This window comes from Nocardioides sp. L-11A (genome assembly GCA_029961745.1).
Taxonomy (GTDB): domain Bacteria; phylum Actinomycetota; class Actinomycetes; order Propionibacteriales; family Nocardioidaceae; genus Nocardioides.
This window is the reverse complement of sequence record CP124680.1, coordinates 738,047-756,175: the sequence shown is the minus strand read 5'-3', so window position 1 is coordinate 756,175 and position 18,129 is coordinate 738,047. Positions and strand designations below refer to the sequence as shown.

The 18,129-nt window shown below is 70.8% G+C and carries 22 protein-coding genes; 10 read left to right on the top strand and 12 right to left on the bottom strand.

The window, feature by feature from the left end:
- Window positions 1-4: 4 nt before the first annotated feature.
- From tenA (QJ852_03435) to tenA (QJ852_03400), 8 genes are all read right to left on the bottom strand, one after another.
- A complete protein-coding gene (gene tenA, locus QJ852_03435; GenBank protein ID WGX97495.1) occupies window positions 5-697 on the bottom strand; it encodes a thiaminase II in 693 nt (230 codons plus the stop codon).
- A gap of 57 nt (window positions 698-754) precedes the next feature.
- Window positions 755-1,762 (bottom strand): amidohydrolase family protein, encoded by a 1,008-nt coding sequence (locus QJ852_03430; GenBank protein ID WGX97494.1) that lies wholly within the window; start codon window positions 1,760-1,762, stop codon window positions 755-757.
- Window positions 1,763-2,000: 238 nt separating this feature from the next.
- Entirely contained in the window at window positions 2,001-2,672 is a 672-nt protein-coding gene (locus QJ852_03425; protein ID WGX97493.1) for a GntR family transcriptional regulator, read from the bottom strand.
- Between the two features lie 92 nt (window positions 2,673-2,764).
- The gene (locus tag QJ852_03420; GenBank protein ID WGX97492.1) at window positions 2,765-3,463 is read right to left on the bottom strand and encodes a TenA family protein; all 699 of its coding nucleotides are present in this window, start codon (window positions 3,461-3,463) and stop codon (window positions 2,765-2,767) included.
- Window positions 3,460-4,488, bottom strand: a complete 1,029-nt coding sequence (locus QJ852_03415; GenBank protein ID WGX97491.1) for an ABC transporter substrate-binding protein — start codon at window positions 4,486-4,488, stop codon at window positions 3,460-3,462. Before QJ852_03415 ends, QJ852_03420 begins: the two co-directional genes overlap by 4 nt.
- Window positions 4,485-5,333, bottom strand: coding sequence for an ABC transporter permease (locus QJ852_03410; protein WGX97490.1), 849 nt, complete (start codon window positions 5,331-5,333; stop codon window positions 4,485-4,487). The genes QJ852_03415 and QJ852_03410 overlap by 4 nt, the downstream gene beginning before the upstream one ends.
- Entirely contained in the window at window positions 5,330-6,064 is a 735-nt protein-coding gene (locus QJ852_03405) for an ABC transporter ATP-binding protein (protein ID WGX97489.1), read from the bottom strand. Before QJ852_03405 ends, QJ852_03410 begins: the two co-directional genes overlap by 4 nt.
- A gap of 139 nt (window positions 6,065-6,203) precedes the next feature.
- Entirely contained in the window at window positions 6,204-6,947 is a 744-nt protein-coding gene (gene tenA, locus QJ852_03400; protein ID WGX97488.1) for a thiaminase II, read from the bottom strand.
- 153 nt (window positions 6,948-7,100) lie between these two features.
- Between tenA (QJ852_03400) and QJ852_03395 the strand changes: the two genes are divergently transcribed.
- The 5 genes from QJ852_03395 to QJ852_03375 all read left to right on the top strand — a co-directional run bounded on the left by QJ852_03395 (window position 7,101) and on the right by QJ852_03375 (window position 10,481).
- Complete coding sequence (locus QJ852_03395; protein ID WGX97487.1) at window positions 7,101-8,630, top strand: amidohydrolase family protein; 1,530 nt, start codon at window positions 7,101-7,103, stop codon at window positions 8,628-8,630.
- Between the two features lie 177 nt (window positions 8,631-8,807).
- On the top strand, window positions 8,808-9,614 hold the full coding sequence (locus tag QJ852_03390) for a crotonase/enoyl-CoA hydratase family protein (GenBank protein ID WGX97486.1): 807 nt from the start codon (window positions 8,808-8,810) through the stop codon (window positions 9,612-9,614).
- 131 nt (window positions 9,615-9,745) lie between these two features.
- Window positions 9,746-9,886, top strand: a complete 141-nt coding sequence (locus QJ852_03385) for a hypothetical protein (protein WGX97485.1) — start codon at window positions 9,746-9,748, stop codon at window positions 9,884-9,886.
- Between the two features lie 13 nt (window positions 9,887-9,899).
- Entirely contained in the window at window positions 9,900-10,217 is a 318-nt protein-coding gene (locus QJ852_03380) for a DUF1294 domain-containing protein (protein ID WGX97484.1), read from the top strand.
- A gap of 108 nt (window positions 10,218-10,325) precedes the next feature.
- The gene (locus QJ852_03375) at window positions 10,326-10,481 is read left to right on the top strand and encodes a hypothetical protein (protein WGX97483.1); all 156 of its coding nucleotides are present in this window, start codon (window positions 10,326-10,328) and stop codon (window positions 10,479-10,481) included.
- A gap of 28 nt (window positions 10,482-10,509) precedes the next feature.
- Here QJ852_03375 and QJ852_03370 read toward each other — a convergent pair whose 3' ends face one another.
- The 4 genes from QJ852_03370 to QJ852_03355 all read right to left on the bottom strand — a co-directional run bounded on the left by QJ852_03370 (window position 10,510) and on the right by QJ852_03355 (window position 13,203).
- Window positions 10,510-11,226, bottom strand: a complete 717-nt coding sequence (locus QJ852_03370) for a hypothetical protein (GenBank protein ID WGX97482.1) — start codon at window positions 11,224-11,226, stop codon at window positions 10,510-10,512.
- Between the two features lie 106 nt (window positions 11,227-11,332).
- Window positions 11,333-12,109, bottom strand: coding sequence for a FadR/GntR family transcriptional regulator (locus tag QJ852_03365; GenBank protein ID WGX97481.1), 777 nt, complete (start codon window positions 12,107-12,109; stop codon window positions 11,333-11,335).
- Window positions 12,110-12,121: 12 nt separating this feature from the next.
- Window positions 12,122-12,808 carry an HAD hydrolase-like protein gene (locus tag QJ852_03360; GenBank protein ID WGX97480.1) on the bottom strand — a complete coding sequence of 229 codons (687 nt, stop codon included), beginning with the start codon at window positions 12,806-12,808 and terminating at the stop codon, window positions 12,122-12,124.
- The gene (locus QJ852_03355) at window positions 12,805-13,203 is read right to left on the bottom strand and encodes a hotdog domain-containing protein (protein WGX97479.1); all 399 of its coding nucleotides are present in this window, start codon (window positions 13,201-13,203) and stop codon (window positions 12,805-12,807) included. Before QJ852_03355 ends, QJ852_03360 begins: the two co-directional genes overlap by 4 nt.
- A gap of 131 nt (window positions 13,204-13,334) precedes the next feature.
- Here QJ852_03355 and QJ852_03350 point away from each other — a divergent pair, with 131 nt between their 5' ends.
- The 5 genes from QJ852_03350 to QJ852_03330 are packed head-to-tail and all read left to right on the top strand — an operon-like array spanning window position 13,335 to window position 18,121.
- The gene (locus QJ852_03350) at window positions 13,335-14,546 is read left to right on the top strand and encodes a branched-chain amino acid ABC transporter substrate-binding protein (protein WGX97478.1); all 1,212 of its coding nucleotides are present in this window, start codon (window positions 13,335-13,337) and stop codon (window positions 14,544-14,546) included.
- A complete protein-coding gene (locus QJ852_03345; protein WGX97477.1) occupies window positions 14,546-15,484 on the top strand; it encodes a branched-chain amino acid ABC transporter permease in 939 nt (312 codons plus the stop codon). The genes QJ852_03350 and QJ852_03345 overlap by 1 nt, the downstream gene beginning before the upstream one ends.
- Entirely contained in the window at window positions 15,484-16,620 is a 1,137-nt protein-coding gene (locus tag QJ852_03340) for a branched-chain amino acid ABC transporter permease (protein WGX97476.1), read from the top strand. The genes QJ852_03345 and QJ852_03340 overlap by 1 nt, the downstream gene beginning before the upstream one ends.
- Window positions 16,617-17,396 (top strand): ABC transporter ATP-binding protein, encoded by a 780-nt coding sequence (locus QJ852_03335; GenBank protein WGX97475.1) that lies wholly within the window; start codon window positions 16,617-16,619, stop codon window positions 17,394-17,396. Before QJ852_03340 ends, QJ852_03335 begins: the two co-directional genes overlap by 4 nt.
- Entirely contained in the window at window positions 17,393-18,121 is a 729-nt protein-coding gene (locus QJ852_03330) for an ABC transporter ATP-binding protein (protein WGX97474.1), read from the top strand. Before QJ852_03335 ends, QJ852_03330 begins: the two co-directional genes overlap by 4 nt.
- Window positions 18,122-18,129 lie beyond the last annotated feature (8 nt).

Sequence of the window (18,129 nt, the reverse complement as noted above, 5' to 3'; positions counted from 1 at the left end):
GGGCTCAGTCGGTCGCCACCGCGAGGTCCGGCCACTGCCGGCAGTCGTAGGCCATGTCCCAGAACGCGACCTCCAGGCGGCTGGCGGTGGCGAACGCCTCCCGCAGCGACTCCCGGCGGCGCGGATCGGCCCGGTCGGCGAGCTCGTCGAGGTTCGCCTGCATCCGGTCCAGCCGGGCGCCGTAGAAGTCGCCGACGAAGAAGTCCATCCAGGCGGTGTAGAGCGAGTCGGGTGCGATCCGGTCGACGAGCTCCAGGGCGATCTCCCGATAGCTCACCGCGCACGGGAGGATCACCGTCATCACGTCGAGGGCGTCGCCGCGGTAGGCGGTCGAGGTGAGGAACGAGGTGTAGGCCAGCGTCGTCGGCGCCATCCCCCGCGACCCGCCGCGGTCCGCGGCGCCGAGGTCGACCACACGCTGGAGCAGCTCCCGGTTCCGGGGCAGCTCGTTGTCCACGATGTTGTCCATCGAGTCGCGCAGCCAGGCGACCTCGTCGACCGAGCGAGCCCGCGCGGCGCCCAGGGCCATGCACTTGGCGTACTCGGTCAGGTACATGGTGTCCTGCTCGAGGTAGAACCGGAAGCGCTCCAGGCTCAGCGTGCCGGCGGCCATGTCACCCAGGAACGGATGCCCGTGCAGCGAGCTCCAGATCTCCGGGCACGATGCCCGCAGCCATCGGGCGGTCGACGTCGTCATCCTCGCTCCCCCTCTCCCCCGGCCGGCCCGGTCGGCCGCGCCGTCCAGCGCCGCATCTCAGCCGACCAGCCGCATGATGCGCGCGAAGTTGTCGCCCAGGATCCCGTCGAGCTTCGCCTGCGGGATCTCCGGCATGTCCAGGCGGCGGGCGATCTCGTTGACGCCCAGCACCTTGTCCCGCAGCAGCACCGGGTCATAGGTGAAGCCGGGATGATCCGATCCGAAGACGACCTTCTCCAGCGGGACGAACATCTGCTCCAGGTGCAGCAGCCACCGGTACAGCTCCTCCGAGGTCACGGTGGAGACGTGATAGCTGAGCTCGGCGAAGAAGTTCGGGTGCTTCGTGCACATGAACATCGCCTCCTCGACCCATGGCGTCCCGCAGTGAGCGATCAGGAGACGCACGCCGGGGAAGTGACGGCCGACGTCGTCGAGCAGTGCCGGACGGGCGAAGTCCATCCGCGCGTCGACGCGCGTGGAGCCCGCCTGGTGCACCAGCACCGGGATGTCGAGCTCGGCCGCCTTCTCGAAGATCGGGAAGGAGAGGATCGGGTCGGCCGGTGACCAGTGCTGGTACATCGGGTACAGCTTCAGGCCCTGGAGGCCGAGCTCGAGGACGGACCTCTCGAGCTCGGCGACGGCCGCCTTGACACCCCGATGGTTGGGGTTGACCGAGCCGAAGCCGATGAACACGTCCGGGTGCTGGGCCTGCAGGTCGGCGATGTAGTCGTTGCACTTCTCCGGTGACGGCGGGCCGGCGACCGAGGTGACGCCGAGGTTGTCGACGGTGCCGATCAATCGGCCGTCGAGGTACTGCGGCGACATCGCCAGCAGCACGATCCGATCGAACCCGGGGTGCGCGGCGATCGACTCCTCGGGGCCGATCTCCAGGAAGCCGTCGTGCGCCAGCCCGCAGGCGCCGTACTCGGCCTCGGTCGGCATCCGGTGGCTGGGCAGCTGCCCGCGGGACCGGTAGATGCACAGGGCGCCCTCGCGTCCGTACCGCGCGGTGAACTCGGGATCGGCCGCCAGGCCGAGGATGTGGGTGTGGGCGTCGATGATCACGCGTCAGGTCCTTCGGATCAGGGCCGGGAATCAGATCATGTTTTGCATGTGAGATCTGAAATCGTAGCCGCTTCGCCGTCGCGCCACAACGGTTCCGCCCCGTCGATCCGTCGCCCCGGCCGCGCCTCCCCCGGGAACGGCGGGGCACGGGAGCCCGGTGCGGCGGGTCGCGGACCACGCGGGGGCCGCGGGACGGCCGGCGGCCGGCGGCCTCGGTCGGCCGACGGGAGGGATGCGCTCAGGAGGCGCTGACGAACGCCTTCAACCGGTCGTCCATGACGCTGGCGATGTGCGCCTGCATCGCGCGCTCGGCGCGACGCTCGTCGCGGTTGCGGATCGCGTCGAGGATCCGCTGGTGCTGCTCGACCGACTTCTCGAGCCGGCCGGGGATGTCGACGGTCAGCCGTCCGATGCGGCGCTGGTGTCCCTCGAGGTTCTCGACGAGCTCGTCGAGCCACTTGTTGCGGGAGTGCCGGTACATGAGCTGGTCGAAGGCGTCGAGGAGCTGGGCCACCCGCTCGACCCGGCCCTTGCCCAGGGCCTCGCGCGACAGCTCCACGTTGCGCTCGATCTCGGCGACGTCCTTCTCGGTCGCGTGCCGAGCCGCGGATCGCGCACACGCACCCTCGACGAGCTGGCGGACCTGGGAGATCTCCTCGAGGTCGGCGGCGGTGTAGCCGGCGACCACGGCACCGCGATACGGGATCAGCTCGACCAGGCGATCCTTCTCGAGTCGGACGAAGGCCTCGCGGACGGGGGTCTTGCTGACGCCGAGGCGCTGCGCGATCTCCACCTCGCGCAACGCGACGCCCACGTCGTAGGTGCCGTCGATGATGCCGTCACGCAGGTGGTGGTAGACGCGGTCCTTCAGCTGCATGTGCTCCAGTCGACCCTGGTCGTCCACGCCCATGTGACTCCCTCGAGTGATGTCGATGTGGTGGGGGCGAGACTACTGCACCCACCGCGGCGGGACCCGGCGCGCCGCCGGATCCCGCCGCGACATCAGGGCAGCGAGGGCCACTGCTCCCCGGCGTAGGCCGCGTCCCAGAACATCCACTCGTAGCGCGTCGCCGTCAGTGCGACCTCGGCCGCTCGCGCCCGCTCCTCGCCGCCGACGACCTGGGCCAACGCATCGACGTCGTCGAGGATCCGGTCGACCTCCTCGAGATAGCCGGAGCCCGCGTAGTTGTCGATCCAGCGCTGGTACGCCGGGTCCGAGGAGCCGCTCGCCACGAGGTGCACACCCACCTCGGCGTAGACCCACATGCACGGCAGCACGGCCGCCAGCCCGGTGAAGAAGGACCCCGTGTGCACGCGCGCGGTCACGAAGTCGACGTACGCCGCCGCGGTGGGACTCGGCACCACCCGCGCGAGGAGGTCGGGGGGCCCACCCAGCATCGCGACCAGCTCGGCATGCAGGGTCGACTCCGCGGCGACCGCGCCCGACGCGTGCTCGAGCAGCGAGCGGGTCAGTGCCATCGTCGGCGCGGTCGAGCTGAGGGCCGCCAGCGAGCGGGCGTACTCGTTGACGTAGTAGGTGTCCTGGGCGAGGAAGCGGAGGAACGCGTCGGGCGCCAGCTCCCCCGTCGTCAGGCCGGTGATGAACGGGTGCTCGAGGATCCGCAGATGGGTGGGCTCGATCGCGTCCCACAGCTCACCCGTCCAGCCCTGGCGTCGACGCTGGGCGAGCTGGACCGTCATTGCGCGTCACCGCCCTCCGGAAGGAAGTCGGTGTTGACCACGACGGCCGCGTCGACCTCCTTGTCCAGCTGCCCGTTCGCGAGCAGCCAGTCGGCCAGCGCCTGCCACTCGGCGACGTCCATCTGGCCGAAGCCGTCCGGGTTCTCCAGCAGCGGCGCGGTCAGGTCGACCATGTCGCGCAGGCTCTCCTCGCTGTAGCCCTTGGCGACCGGCTTGATCGCGTCGAGAGCCGCCGCGTGGTCCTCCTGCGCCCGGGCGGCACCCTTCGCGGCGCCGGCCAGGAACCGCTTGACGACGTCCTGATAGTCCTTGTCCTTCGCCAGCTTGGAGCGATTGGCGATGAGCACGAGCTCGTCGTAGGTCGGCACGCCGACGTCGCCGACGGCGTACGAGACCGGGTCGAGCCCGTTCTCCTTGAGCTCGACGCTCTCGATGTTGGGGTACGCACCGATGATCGCGCTGACCTGGCCGGAGATCATCGCCGGCGAGTAGCCCTGGTTGATCGCGACGAACTTGATGTCCTCGTCCTTGAAGCCGTTCTCCTTCAGCGCATAGGCCCACATGGCCTCCGACACCGGGTCGCCCGAGGAGCCGATCGGCTTGCCCTTGAGGTCCGCGATCTCCTGGACGTCGTCGGTGCGGTTGAGGATCAGCGAGTTGAGGGTGGTCGGGATCAGGGCCGCGACGGCCACGACGTCGAGCCCCTGGGCCTCGGCGTTGATCACCGCGTTGGCGTAGGAGATCGCCAGCGGCATCTGTCCCAGGCTGACCATCTTCAACGAGTCGGTGTTGTTGGACGGGGGCTGGAACTTGACGGTCAGGTCCTCGTCCTCGAAGGCGCCCATGTCCTGGGCGGTGTAGAGCGAGATGTGGTCGGGGTTGGGGAACCACTCCAACAGCACGCTCACCTTGCCGTCGGCACCCGAGCCGGCGCCGTCGTCGCCGCACGCCGTCATGATGCCGGCGGCGAGCAGCAGACTGGTCCCGAGAAGAGTCGCCCTCCGGCGGACGCTGAGATTCCTCATCGGCGATCTTCCTTTCTTGCCCAAGGGCACACGAGCCGCTCGACGATCGAGACGGCCACGAAGAGTGAGATGGACATGAAGGTGAGGATGAAGATCGCAACGAACACCATGTCCGTCTGCAGTTGCGAGGTCGCCTGGATCATCACGTAGCCCAGTCCGTCGAGGGATCCGGCGAACTCGCCGAAGACCGCACCCACGGAGGCGTAGGTCGCCGAGATCCTCAGCCCCGTGAAGAACGACGGGAGCGCCGCGGGGATCTCCACCCGGCGCAGGATCGCCCACCGGTTCGCGTCGAGGGTGCGCATCACCTTGATCAGCTCGGGGTCGACCGACGAGAGGCCGTGCATGGTGTTGACCACGATCGAGAAGAAGCAGATCAACGCCACCACGATCACCTTCGGCATCAGCGTGTAGCCGAAGATGATGGCCAGGACCGGCGCGATGACGACGATGGGCACGGCCTGCGAGCCGATGAGCAGCGGCATGAAGGCGGTCCGCAGCGTGGCGGACAGGTGCAGCGCCAGGGCGATGACGACACCTACGGCGATCGCGAAGGCGAAGCCGATCAGCACCTCCTGGAGGGTCACCCAGGTCGCGCTGGAGAAGGTGTCGGACCATCGCTCGCTGGCCGAGGCCCAGATGTCGCTCAGCGAGGGCAGGATGTACTTCGGGACTCCGAAGGAGTCGCTGGCCACCTGCCAGAGGATGCCCACCAGCAGGAGGATGCCGGTGGGCGGCAGGATCCGCTTCACTGCCGCATTCCGCCGCTGCTGACGCCGGCTCTGCCGCTTGCCGGGTGCCGGCACCTTGGTGCGGGACGACCGGACGGTCTCGGCGAGGGTCATTCCGCCACCTCCAGCAGCGACAGGAGCTCGTCGCGCAGTTCGGCGAAGGCCGGGTGACGGATCAGCTCACGCCGGTTCTCCGTCTGGGGAAGCTCCACCTGCACGGTCTGCACGATGCGGCCGGGTCGCGCACTCATCACGACGACGGTGTCGCCCAGGAGCAGCGCCTCCTCGACGTCATGGGTGACCAGCACCGTCGTGCGCGGCGCCTCGTCGAGCGTGCGGCGCAGCCATTGCTGGAGGTCCGCACGGGTGATGGAGTCGAGCGCGCCGAACGGCTCGTCGAACAGGAGCACGTCCTTGCCCGCCGCCATGGTCCGCAGGAACGACACCCGCTGACGCATGCCCCCCGAGAGCTGGTGCGGGAACCTCCGCTCGAAGCCGGACAGACCGAACCGGTCGATCAGCTCGAGCACCCGCTCGCGGGCCTCCTTCTTGGAGATCCCGTGGTTCTCCAGCGCGAGGGCCGCGTTGCCCGCCACATCGCGCCAGGGCAGGAGGAGGTCACGCTGCGGCATCCACGCGCACCGCGCGAGCCGCTCCTTCATCGTCGTCGCGCCCTCGACCCGGACCACGCCTTCAGTGGGGTCGAGCAGGCCGGAGATCATCGACAGGATCGTCGACTTCCCGCAGCCGCTGGGGCCGATGATCGACATACGACCGTGGCGAGGCAGGGAGAGGTCGGCACCGGAGACGGCGACGGTCTCCCCGAACCGTTTCACGACGTTCACGAGATCGATGCCGTCGCCCGAGCGGCTCTCTGCGGATGGGAGCTGGCTCCCGGTTTGTGAGCGCATATCACTCCAAGGTTCGGATGTGAGATCTGACATATGATGTCCACAGCAGCATAGAGGTGGACCTGCGGGTTGACTACCCCGAAATCCCGGGCGAACGGGGGCCGGCCGCCTCCATCGCCATGTCCCAGAACTCCCTCTCGAGCCTGGTCGCGTCGGCGAAGATGCGCGCCAGGCGCCGGACCTCGACCGGGGGCAGCGGCGCCACGTCGGCGTCGAGACGCTCTCGCATCCCGACCACCAGCGCGTCGTACTCCGGCGCGGCGAAGAAGCGGAACCACTCGGCGTACACGGGATGCTCGACCACGCCGGAGGCATGTCGCCGAGCGATCTCGCCGTAGCTCCACGCGCAGGGCAGGATCGCCGCGCCGATCGCCACGACGTCACAGCGCGCGGCGACGCCGAGCAGATAGGAGGTGTAGTTGCGCGTCGCGGCGGCCATCACGGCGGAGTCATCGGAGTCATCGGAGTCATCCGAGCCATCGGCGCGGCGGCCGCTTCCCTCCTCGCACAGCTCGCGAACCCGATGCAGCAGTCGCCGGTTCTGCGGGATCTCGACGTCGACGATATTGGCGAGGGCGTCGGCGTAGCGCCGCAGCTCGTCGTCGTCGCGCGCCTTCGCGACGGCCATCGCGATCGCGCGTGCGTAGTGCGGCAGATAGAGCAGGTTCTGGGTGACGTAGTGCCGGTAGACCTGCGGCGGGAGCGAGCCGTCCGCCATCCCTCGCACGAACGGGTGCTCCGGCAGCGTGTCCCACACCTGCACCACCTCGCGCCGGGCGGCCTCGCTGAAACCGACGTCGATCGCCTGTGCGGTCATCTCGTCACCTTTCGCATATCAGATATAAGATGACAGTAGCCGTGCCCCTCGGGGAGGTCAACGGTCTCGCGGAGAGGGTTGACGCACCGCCCAAAATCGCATCAGATATGCGATATGGGCACTCCGCGCACTCTCGTCCTGGGTGATCCGGTCGTGACACTCGACCGGACCGCGACCATCGAGGACGGAGCGGTCATCGTGGCGGGCACCACCATCGAGGCCGTCGGTCCGCGTGCGGAGATCGCCGCCCGCGGGCCGTTCGACCGCGTCATCGGCGGACCGGACCACATCGTGATGCCGGGCCTGGTCAACGGGCACTTCCACTCCGAGCTCTCGGTCGGCCCCGGGCACTACCAGTACGTCTTCGAACAGGCGAACGTGCACGTGCACGGCGGCTACGGCCCGGCGCTGGAGCGCGATCTCTACCTCATCGCCCAGCACTCCATCGCCGCGATGATCCGCGGCGGGCAGACCTCGGCGGTCGACATGTACTACGGCCGGCCGTCCCTGCCGCGGTTCGGCACCGAGCCCGTGCTGCAGGCCTACGCCGACACCGGCTTCCGGGTGGCCTTCGGGCTGGTCGCGCGCGACCAGCACATCTACGCCCACGAGTCCGACGAGTGCTTCCTCGATCGCCTCCCTCCCGAGCTCGCGGCCGAGGTCCGGGCCTCGCCGATGGGCTATGCGTGGCCGCTCGACGAGGTGCTCGCCACCTATGAGCACCTGGCCCGCACCTGGGACGGGCACGACGGCCGGATCCGCACCGTGCTCGCCCCGGACTGGACGCCGGCCTGCTCCGACGAGCTCTACCTGCGCTGCCGTCGCCTGGCCGACGAGTACGACACCGGCATCACCTCGCACGTGCTGGAGACCCGGTCCGAGATGCACTTCAGCCACGACCGCTACGGGATGTCGGCCGTCGAGCGACTGCACCGGCTCGGCGTGCTCGGCCCCGACATGGTCTGCGCCCACTTCGTGTGGGTCACCGACGAGGAGCTGAGGATCTTCGCCGACAGCGGGGCGGTCGCGTCGAACAACCCCGGGTCGAACCTGCGGCTGTCGGCCGGCATCGCCCGGACCCGCGACATCATGGCCGCCGGCGGCCGGGTCGCCTTCGGCACCGACGGGATCTCGTTCAACGACGACGAGGACATGTTCGCCGAGCTGCGCCTGGCGTCGTACCTGTATCGGGACCCCCGCGACTTCGAGCACGTGCGCGCCGACAGCGAGCAGCTGCTGCGGGCCGCCGGCGAGAACGGTGCCCGAGCCGTCCGCCACGACGGCCGGCTCGGGCGCCTCGCCCCGGGCCTGCTCGCCGATCTCCTCGTGCTCGACCGCACCCGCATCGCGGCGCCCGCGGGCCGCTACGACACGACCCCGTTCCTCGACATCCTGATCGACCGCGCCCAACGCCACGATCTGCGCACCGTGCTGATCAACGGACAGGTCGTGATGGACGACGGCGTCCTGACCACCATCGACGAGACGGCTCTCGCGGCGGAGCTGGACACCGCCCTGCGCACCCGGGTCTATCGACCGGACGCGCGCACCCGCCGGCACCAGGAGCTGGGCCACCTCGTCAGCGGTGTGCTGCCCGACATCTACCGCGACCCCTACTCCCGCGAGGTCGTCGGAGGCACCCTCTTCAACGCGCGCGCCGTCCCGTCGCCCGGCCGCCCCTGAGCCGCCCGAATCCCTGGCCGCGGGGCCGAGCGGTTTCATCACGGTATGTAGGTGAGCCGGTGCTTCTGTAGCGGGGCCCCGCTACAGAAGTGACGCCTCGGCTACATACCGTGATGAAGCAGCACCCGGCCGCCACCCGTTCGGCCTCGGACGTTACCGACGGGTAGCATCGGGGGCATGAGCACTCGCGACGACCAGGTCAGCTGCACGGTCACCGACGGCATCGCCCACGTCCGGCTGGACCGTCCCGACAAGCTCAACGCGCTGACGCTCGACATCCTCGAGGACCTCGTCACGACGGCGCACGACCTGCGGCGCGACAAGACACTGCGCGCGGTCGTCGTGAGCGGTGAGGGCGACGCCTTCTGCGCCGGCCTCGACTTCGCGTCGGTGATGCGCAACCCGGCGGGGATCGCCAAGGCGTTCGTGCCCCGGCCGCTGCGCGGCACCAACACCTTCCAGGAGGCGCCGTGGGCCTTCCGGCGGATCCCGGTCCCGGTGATCGCCGCGGTCCACGGGCACTGTCTCGGCGGCGGCCTCCAGATCGCTCTCGCCGCGGACTTCCGGATCGCCACGCCCGACTCGCGCTGGTCGGTGCTCGAGGGGAAGTGGGGCCTGATCCCCGACATGTCCGGCGTCCAGGCCCTCAAGGAGCTCGTCGGGATCGACCAGGCCAAGCTGCTCACCATGACCGCCGAGGTCGTCGACGGCTCCCGCGCCCATGAGCTCGGCCTGGTCACCCGGCTCGACAACGACCCGCTCTCCGGTGCCCTCCGCCTGGCCGAGGAGCTGTCCCGCCGCTCGCCCGACGCGCTCGCCGCGGCCAAGCGGCTCTTCAACGACACCTGGACGTCGTCGCCCCGGCGCACCTTCGCCCGGGAGCGGATCGAGCAGGCCTATCTCCTCGCCGCCCGCAACACGAAGGCGGCCCGCGAGGCCGCGTTCAAGAAGGCGGAGGCGGTCTACGGTCCCCGCGGCCGCTGAGCCCGTGGCCCACTCGGGCCACGCCCTGGTCCCTCCGGACCACTCCGCTTCGGCCCCGAACGGCCGATGAGTCCGACAGCGCGGTCGGGTCATCCTGTTCGGACCGCCGCAGCACCGAGAGGAGGGCCGCCATGGACCGCACCGAGCACCTCAGCCACGACCTGCCCTGCCTCGCCTGCGGGCACGCGGCGCACACCTACCTCGCCTGCAGCGACACCTGCGCCTGCGCCCCCACCGTGATGCCCGGGTCGGCGGCCTTCGCCGTCGCCTGACAGGCTTCCGGGCGTGATCATCGCCCGTGCCGACGTCCTCGGCGCCCTGCTGACGGCGTACGTCGCCCTGAGTCTCGTCGCGCTCGGGCTCTACCGTGCCGACAAGCGCGCGGCCCAGCACGGCGGGTGGCGCATCCGCGAGTCGACCCTCCACCTCGTCGCAGTCCTCGGCGGCTGGCCCGGGGCGCTGGCCGGGCGCCGACTGTTCCGCCACAAGACCCGCAAGCAGCCCTTCGTGACCGTGCTGTGGCTGACCGTCCTCACCAACGCCGCCGCTGTCGCGACCCTCCTGCTGGCCGCGCCGTTCGAGCTCCACGGCCTGACCGGCTGAGCCGCCGGGGATCTCTCTGCACGGTTCCCGGCCCCGTCGTGTCGTATCCGTCGCCCCGGCTTCGTCGTCCTCATAGAAGCAGGCACCGACCACGAAGGAGAAGCGGCCATGTGGACCACCACCCCGAGCACCCAGCACCAGCACCTCAGCCACGACCTGCCGTGCCCCGCGTGCGGGCACGCCGTGCACACCTACCTCGCCTGCAGCGACAGCTGCGACTGCGCGCCCACCGTGCTGCCGGGCACCGTCGCCCTGGCCGCCTGAGCGTGGATCCAGGCTGAGCCGCCCGCGCTCAGCGCCCGTCGGGCTCCTCCGCCCGGGCACGGACACCATCGGCACCATCCGGACCAGCCGCGGACGAGGACTGCTGGCGCCGCCGACGGATCTCGGCGCGGGCGAGGACGAAGGCCACGACCACGGGTACGACGTACTGGGCGTTGTCGAGGACGAACTCGACCCAGCCCGGCACCGTGACGTCCGGCAGGTCGACGCTCGGCCACGGGATGCTCGGCAGGTCGATGCTCGGCCAGGGGATGCTGGGCAGGTCGATGTCGGGCCACGGGATGTCCGGCCAGGGGATCGTCGTCGCCAGGCGGGCCAGCAGGGCGATGACCACGATCGGCACGATGACGCCGGCCGCGGCGCCGAGCGTGGTGATCGCGGTGTAGCGGCGTGGGTGGGCGAGCACCTTGTCGTGGTGGACGGCGGCCGGGGAGCCCGGCGCCGGGGTGAGGTCGGTCCCGCCGACCAGCTCCTCCGGACCCAGCACGGTCGCCCGCCGGGGCCTGGTCGAGAGCCGGGTGGTGCGTACGACGAGGCGCACCGCCGCGCCCTCGCGCTCGTGCGGCTCGGCCAGGGTGACCTTCGCGTCGGTGATCTTCTTGGTCGCGACCGGCCGGTCGTCGATGCTCCAGGAGAGGAGGGGAAGCAGCCCGCCGCTCATCTCGACGCGGTGGTGGCGGCCGTCGACGACTCCCTCCCATACCTGCACCGGGGGCTTCTCGCTCATGATGCGTCCACGGTAGGCGGCCGGATCGACCGACCACATCCTCCGGCAGGCTGGTCCTTCCCGACTTTGGTCGAGGATCGCCGGCCGGACGCCCGTGCCCTGTGGTCTACACCGGCAGCAGGAGCAGCTGGATCCGAGCCCGCTCGTCCGGACTCAGGTGCGGCCCGTAGTAGTCGACGAGGTCCTGCCGGGCCAGCGCCTCGGCGGCCCGGCCGTCACGGTCGCGGATCGCCTGCAGGTACGCGCCGTGACGGCGCAGCGTCTCCTGGATCCGCTCCGACGGGTCGCCGGACTCCTTGAGGTTCTCGGTGGTCAGCGCGAGCACCGTGTCGCGCGCGAACTCGCTGCAGGCGCTGAACAGCGAGTTGCTCGAGCAGGACGCGACAGCCAGGTGGAAGGCGACGTCGGCCGCGGAGAACGCCTCGTAGGAGATGCCGGCGGCCTCCTCCATCCGGGCGAACGCCTCCTCCATCGACCCCAGCGCAGCCTCGTCGTGCAGCTCGGCGGCCAGGCGCACGGCACTGCCCTCGACCACCATCCGGAACTCGATCAGCTCACCGACACCGATCTGTCCGAGCTTGACGAAGGTCGTCAGCGCCTTCGCCAGCCGCGCCGAGGAGTTCGCCTGGACCGTCGCGCCGCCCGGGTCACCGGGGCGCGACCGGATCAGGCCGCCGCTCTCCAGCACCCGCAGCGCCTCGCGGACGGTGCCGCGGGAGACGCCGAACTGCGCCATCAGATCGCGCTCGGACGGCAGCCGGTCACCGGGGACGAGCTGGCCGGCGAACACCGCGTCCTCGATCTGGGCGACGACGCTCTCGTAGGCGCGCACCGGGGTGACGCTGGTGAACTGAGGACGGGCCTCATCGCGGGAGCTGGTCACCGCCTGGACTCCTCAAGATCGCGGCTGGTTCGGAAGGTCGAGCGAGGCGAGCGTATCCGGCAACCCGGTGAGATCCGGGAGGACCCCGACGACCTGCGCCGGGTCCCGGCCCTCGCGCTCCCGATCGACGAACACCGAGGGCACGCCGGCCCGGGCCGCCGGGAGGACGTCGTGGAACCAGCTGCAGGCCACGTGGACCCAGCGCCCCTCGACCGGACGCGCCCGGCGGCGGAACTCCTTGAAGTGGCCGAGGTCGGGCTTGTAGGAGCCGACCTCCTCGGCCGTGACGACGACGTCGATCGGCGCGCCCAGCAGGTCGAGCGTCTGCGCGATGACGTCGTCGTCGACGTTCGAGAGGATGGCGAGGCGCCAGCCGGCGGACCGCAGCTCCCGCAGCACGCCGGCCGTCTCGGCGAACGGCTGCCAGGTCGGCATCGTGTCGGCGAGCACCGTGCTCAACGCGTCCGGTACGTCGATGCCGAGCTCCCGCGCGGACGCCAGCAATCCGTCGCGCAGCACCTCGCGATAGCTCAGCAGCGGACGCCGCTGCTGCAGCGCCGGCTCCGCGCGGTGGTAGCCCGCGAGCAGATCGGCGACCCGGGCCGGGGCGACCCGGGCCAGGGCGTCCTCCATGCCGGTGCGCCAGTCGACCAGGGTGCCGTAGCAGTCGAACGTCAACCACCCGCGCTCCGTCGTCATCGCCGCGTCCGATCCTGGAGCCGGTCGGCGATCTGTCGCGCGTCGACGATCGCCCGCTCGTGCTCGACCACCGCACACTCGCCCAGCGCGTCGCTGACGACCACGCGGAACCGCAGGCGCCGCCCCTCCCGGCCGACCGCGCTCGCGACGGCCGTCAGCGTCTCCCCGACCGGCGTCGGCGCCCGATGGCTCACCGTCGCGGCCACGCCGACGGTGATCTGCCCGTCGGCCAGCTCAGCCGCGACCGCCTCGTGGCAGGCGACCTCGGCGAGCCCGAGGACGAAGGGCGTGGCAGCGGCCTCGGGGAAGTCCGCGCCGAAAGCGCGCGCGGTGTCGGCGGCGCTCACCTCACGGGCGAGGGTCGCCGTCCGCGCGGCGGGGGTGGGGTCGTTCATCGCGGTCCTCTCGCAGGTCGTCGTCCGGGCATTTTCCCCGGACGGCTTGACATGGATCACTTTTCTGCTCTTCACTCTAGCACACTGGTCCTACCAGTACACCTAGTAAGCACGACGTCAGGAGGCGCAGCATGGTCGCGAACACCGGCACGGGATCTCGGGCCACCACTCATCCCCGCCACCGCCACCGCCGGCGGCTGGCCGGCGTCACGCTCGCCGTGGCCGCCGTCGCCCTCGCGGGCACGGCCTGCGCGAGCCGCGACACCGCCACCGGAGTCACCGACGGCGACCTCGCGATCGGCGTCGGCGTCCCGCTGTCAGGCCCCTACGCCCGCGCCGGCCGGGAGACGGTCAACGCCGTCAAGATCGCGGTCGCCGAGATCAACGAGGCCGGCGGGATCGACGGGCGCAAGGTCAAGGTGCTCGAGGGCGACGACCAGGGCGAGCCGCAGACCGGTCAGTCCGTCGCCCAGAAGTTCTGCGACGACGACGCGGTGGTCGCGGTGATCGGCCACTACAACAGCGGCGTCACCATCCCGGCCTCCGACGTATACCGCCGCTGCGGGCTGGCCCAGGTCTCGCCGCTGAGCTCCAACCCCGAGGTCACCAGCCGCGGCCTGGAGAACATCTTCCGGGTCGGCGCGCGCGACGACTACATGGGCCCGGCGCTCGCGACGTACCTCGCGACGAAGACCGACCTCACGAAGATCGGCACCATCGACGACCAGTCCAGCTACGGCGTCGGGCTGGTCGACCAGTTCACCGCCAAGGCCGAGCAGGCCGGGCTCGACATCATCAAGTCGGCAGCCATCAAGGCCGGCGACAAGGACTTCCGCGCCGTGCTCGGCTCCTTCCCCGACGAGACCCAGGTGATCTACTTCGGCGGCTACCCCGCCGACGCCGCGCTCCTGGCCCAGCAGGCGCGCGAGGTCGGCCTCGACGTCCTGCTCGCCGGCGGCGACGGGCTCTACGACCCCGACCTGCTCAAGGGAGGCGACGCGGTCGAGGGCACGCTCCTCACCGCGAGTGCCGGCAACCCGACCGATGACGCCCAGGCGTTCCTCGACGCCTACCGCGCCGACTACGGCCAGCCGTCCGGCTACGGCCTGCTGGAGTACAACGCCGCCCGGCTGGTGCTCCAGGCACTGGCCGACGTCGACGACCTGAGCCGCGACGCCGTCGTCGACGCGATCTCCGCCATCACCTACGCACCGGTCGAGGGCGGCGCCCCGATCGAGTTCGACGACCAGGGCGACAACGCCAACGCCCAGGTCCACATCTTCACGGTGGCCGACGGCGCGTTCGACGAGGTCGCCGTCCTCAACCCGGACGAGTTCCGCTGATGGACGTCCTCAACTCACTGCCGCAGCAGCTGGTCTACGGGCTGGCCCTCGGCTCCGTCTACGCGATGATCGCGCTCGGCTACTCGATGGTCTACGGCGTGCTCGAGTTCATCAACTTCTCGCACGGCGAGGTGTTCATGGTCGGCGCGTTCGCTTCCCTGCTCACCCTGACCGCCCTGACCGGCATCGGCGGAGTCGTGGCCTGGGGACCGGTACTGCTCCTGCTCATGCTGTTGGCGGCGATGGCGGCCAGCGGCGCGCTCGGGGTGGCGGTCGAGCGCCTGGCCTACCGGCCGCTGCGCCGCAGCAGTCGGCTCGCCCCGCTGATCAGCGCGATCGGCGTGAGCCTCATCCTGCAGAACATCGTGATGCTCCTGCAGGTGCACTTCCAGGGCGACTCCCGGCCCCAGTTCGTGCCGGCCGGCGACGTCGTCCCGGCCGGCAGCTGGGAGGTCCTGGGCGTGCGGATCAGCCACACGGCGGGCCTGGTGTTCGGCGTGAGCATCGTGCTGATGCTCGCCCTCGGTGCACTGGTCACGCGCAGCGCGCTCGGCCGCTCCATGCGGGCCACCGCCCAGGACCCGGAGGTCGCGGGCCTGATGGGCATCAACGTCTCGGGGGTGATCACCCGGACGTTCCTCATCGGCTCCGGGCTGGCCGGCGCCGCGGGGTGCCTCGTGGCGCTCTACTACACGCAGATCGACTACACGATGGGCTTCAGCGCCGGGATCAAGGCGTTCGCCGCCGCGGTGCTGGGTGGCATCGGCAGCATCCGGGGCGCGATGGCCGGCGGTCTCGTGCTCGGCGTGACCGAGGCCTTCGCGGCCACCTTCATGTCGGCGGCGTACAAGGACCTCATCGCGTTCGCGCTGCTCGTCCTGGTGCTCGCCATCCGGCCCGCGGGCCTGCTCGGCCGCAAGACCCTGGAGCGGGTGTGATGACGACCCTCGCCCCGTCCCCGCCGGTCGAGGCCGAGCCCGCCCGCCGAACCTCCTCGCCGGACGCCGCGTCGCGGCGTACCGCCGCCAAGCAGGTCGGCGCCCTCGTGGCCGTCTGCCTGCTCGTCATCCTCGCCGCGCCCAGCGACTACACGGTCCGCATCGCGACGCTGGTGCTCGTCTACGCCGCCCTGGCGATGGGCCTCAACGTCGTGGTCGGCCTCGCCGGCCTGCTCGACCTCGGCTTCATCGCGTTCTTCGGCGTCGGCGCGTACACCTACGCGCTGCTGGCCAGCGATCTGCACGACATCCACCTCAACTTCTGGGTCCTGCTGCCGGTCGGGATGCTGGTCGCGGCGATGCTCGGCGTCCTGGTCGGCCTGCCGGCGTTGCGCACGCACGGCGACTACCTGGCGATCGTCACGCTGGGCTTCGGCGAGATCGTCTTCATCCTGCTCGTGAACCTGGACCGGCCGGTCAACATCACCAACGGCCCCCAGGGCGTGCTCGGGATCGACCTGCCGTCGATCGGCGGCTGGGAGCTCGGCGGCGAGGGCGTCTTCCTCGGCGCGTTCGGCCTGACGCCGACGATGCAGTTCTTCGTCCTCGCCACCCTGTACGTCGCCGCGGTGATGTACTGCGCGCTCCGCCTCCGCGACGCGCGGCTCGGCCGGGCCTGGCGGGCGATGCGCGAGAGCGAGGCCGCGACCAGCTCGTGCGGCGTCAGCATCGTGCGGGCGAAGATGTCGGCCTTCGTGTTCGGCGCCAGCGTGGCCGGCGGCGCCGGCGTGCTGACCGCCGCCTGGTACGGCTCGGTGTTCCCCGACAGCTTCCTGTTCTCCGAGTCCATCAAGGTGCTGGCGATGGTGGTGCTCGGCGGCATCGGCAGCGTCTGGGGTGCTCTCGCCGGCGCGCTGGTGCTGGTCCTCATGCCCGAGCTGCTGCGGGAGTTCGACCAGTACCGCCTGCTGATCTTCGGCCTGGTCCTGGTGCTCGTGATGCGCCTGCGGCCACAGGGCCTGTTCGGGTCCCGCGGCCCCGGAGTCCGCGGCCCCGGCATCCGTGCCACCGGCACGCTCGGGGACCGGATCCGACGGCGGCTGCGCCGTCCCACCGACCGAGGAGGTAGGTCATGACCACCGAGCAGCTGCTCGCGGCCCACGGGCTCGCCAAGCGCTTCGGGGGGCTGGTCGCGGTCGACGGCGTCGACCTCGCCGTGCCGGCGGGACAGATCGTCGGCATCATCGGGCCCAACGGCGCCGGCAAGACCACGCTGCTCAACCTGCTCAGCGGCGCGCTGCGCGCCGACGAGGGCACGATCCTGCTCGACGGCGCGGACATCACCCGCCGCAACGCCGCACAGCGGGCGGCACTCGGGCTGCGTCGTACCTTCCAGAACATCCGGCTCTTCGGGGGGATGAGCGTCCTCGAGAACGTCGTCGTCGGCATGCACGCACAGACCCGCGGCTGGATCGCCGGCGGCATCGTCGGTGGCCCCCGGGTCGCCCGGGCCGAGCAGGACGCGTTCGACACCGCCCTCGCGGTGCTGGACGCGCTCGACCTCGGCACGAGGGTCGACCACCTCGCCGGCAGCCTCTCGTACGGCGAGCAGCGCCGCGTGGAGATCGCCCGTGCCCTCGCGTCGTCGCCGCGGATCCTGCTGCTGGACGAGCCGGCCGCCGGACTCAACAGCGCGGAGAAGCGGGCAGCGGCCGAGCTGATCCGCACCCTGCCGGAGCGCTACGGCCTGTCCGTGGTCCTGGTGGAGCACGACATGGACCTGGTGACCCACACCTGCGCGACGGTCTCGGTGATCGAGTACGGCCGGCCGCTCTGCGCCGGCCGGCCCGCCGAGGTGCTCAGCGACCAGCGCGTCATCGACGCCTATCTCGGAACGGCGGTGGCCCGATGACACTCGACGCGACGGACCTGGAGGTCGGCTACGGCGCGGTCCGCGCCCTCAAGGGCGTCAGCCTGCGGATCGCGGACGGCGAGGCGGTGGCCCTGATCGGCAGCAACGGGGCGGGCAAGAGCACCACCCTGAAGACGCTGAGCGGCATGCTCACGCCGCGGTCGGGCGCGGTGCGGCACGACGGCACGGACATCGCCGGGGCACCCACGCACGTAATCGCCCGGCGCGGGATCGCGCACGTCCCCGAGGGGCGTCGCCTGTTCCCGCGGATGAGCGTGCGCGAGAACCTCCGCCTCGGCGCCTTCCACCGCAAGGACCGGCAGGTCCAGCAGGATCTCGACGCCCAGCTCGACCTCTTCCCACGGCTGCGCGAGCGGCTCGACCAGGAGGCCGGGACGCTCTCGGGCGGCGAGCAGCAGATGGTGGCGATCTCGCGCGCCCTGATGTCACGACCGTCGCTGCTCCTGCTCGACGAGCCGAGTCTCGGCCTCTCCCCCCTCATGGTGACCACCGTGTTCGAGGCCGTCGCCGCGATCCACGCGTCCGGTACGGCGCTCCTGCTCGTCGAGCAGAACGCCGGTCAGGCGCTCGCGGTCACCAGTCGCGGCTACGTGATGCGCAGCGGCGAGATCGTCAAGGAGGGGGCCAGCCAGGAGCTGGCGACAGACCCGATGGTGCGCGAGATCTACCTCGGCGCCGCTCCCTCCCCCGAGCCCGCGGCCTGACCCGGGCC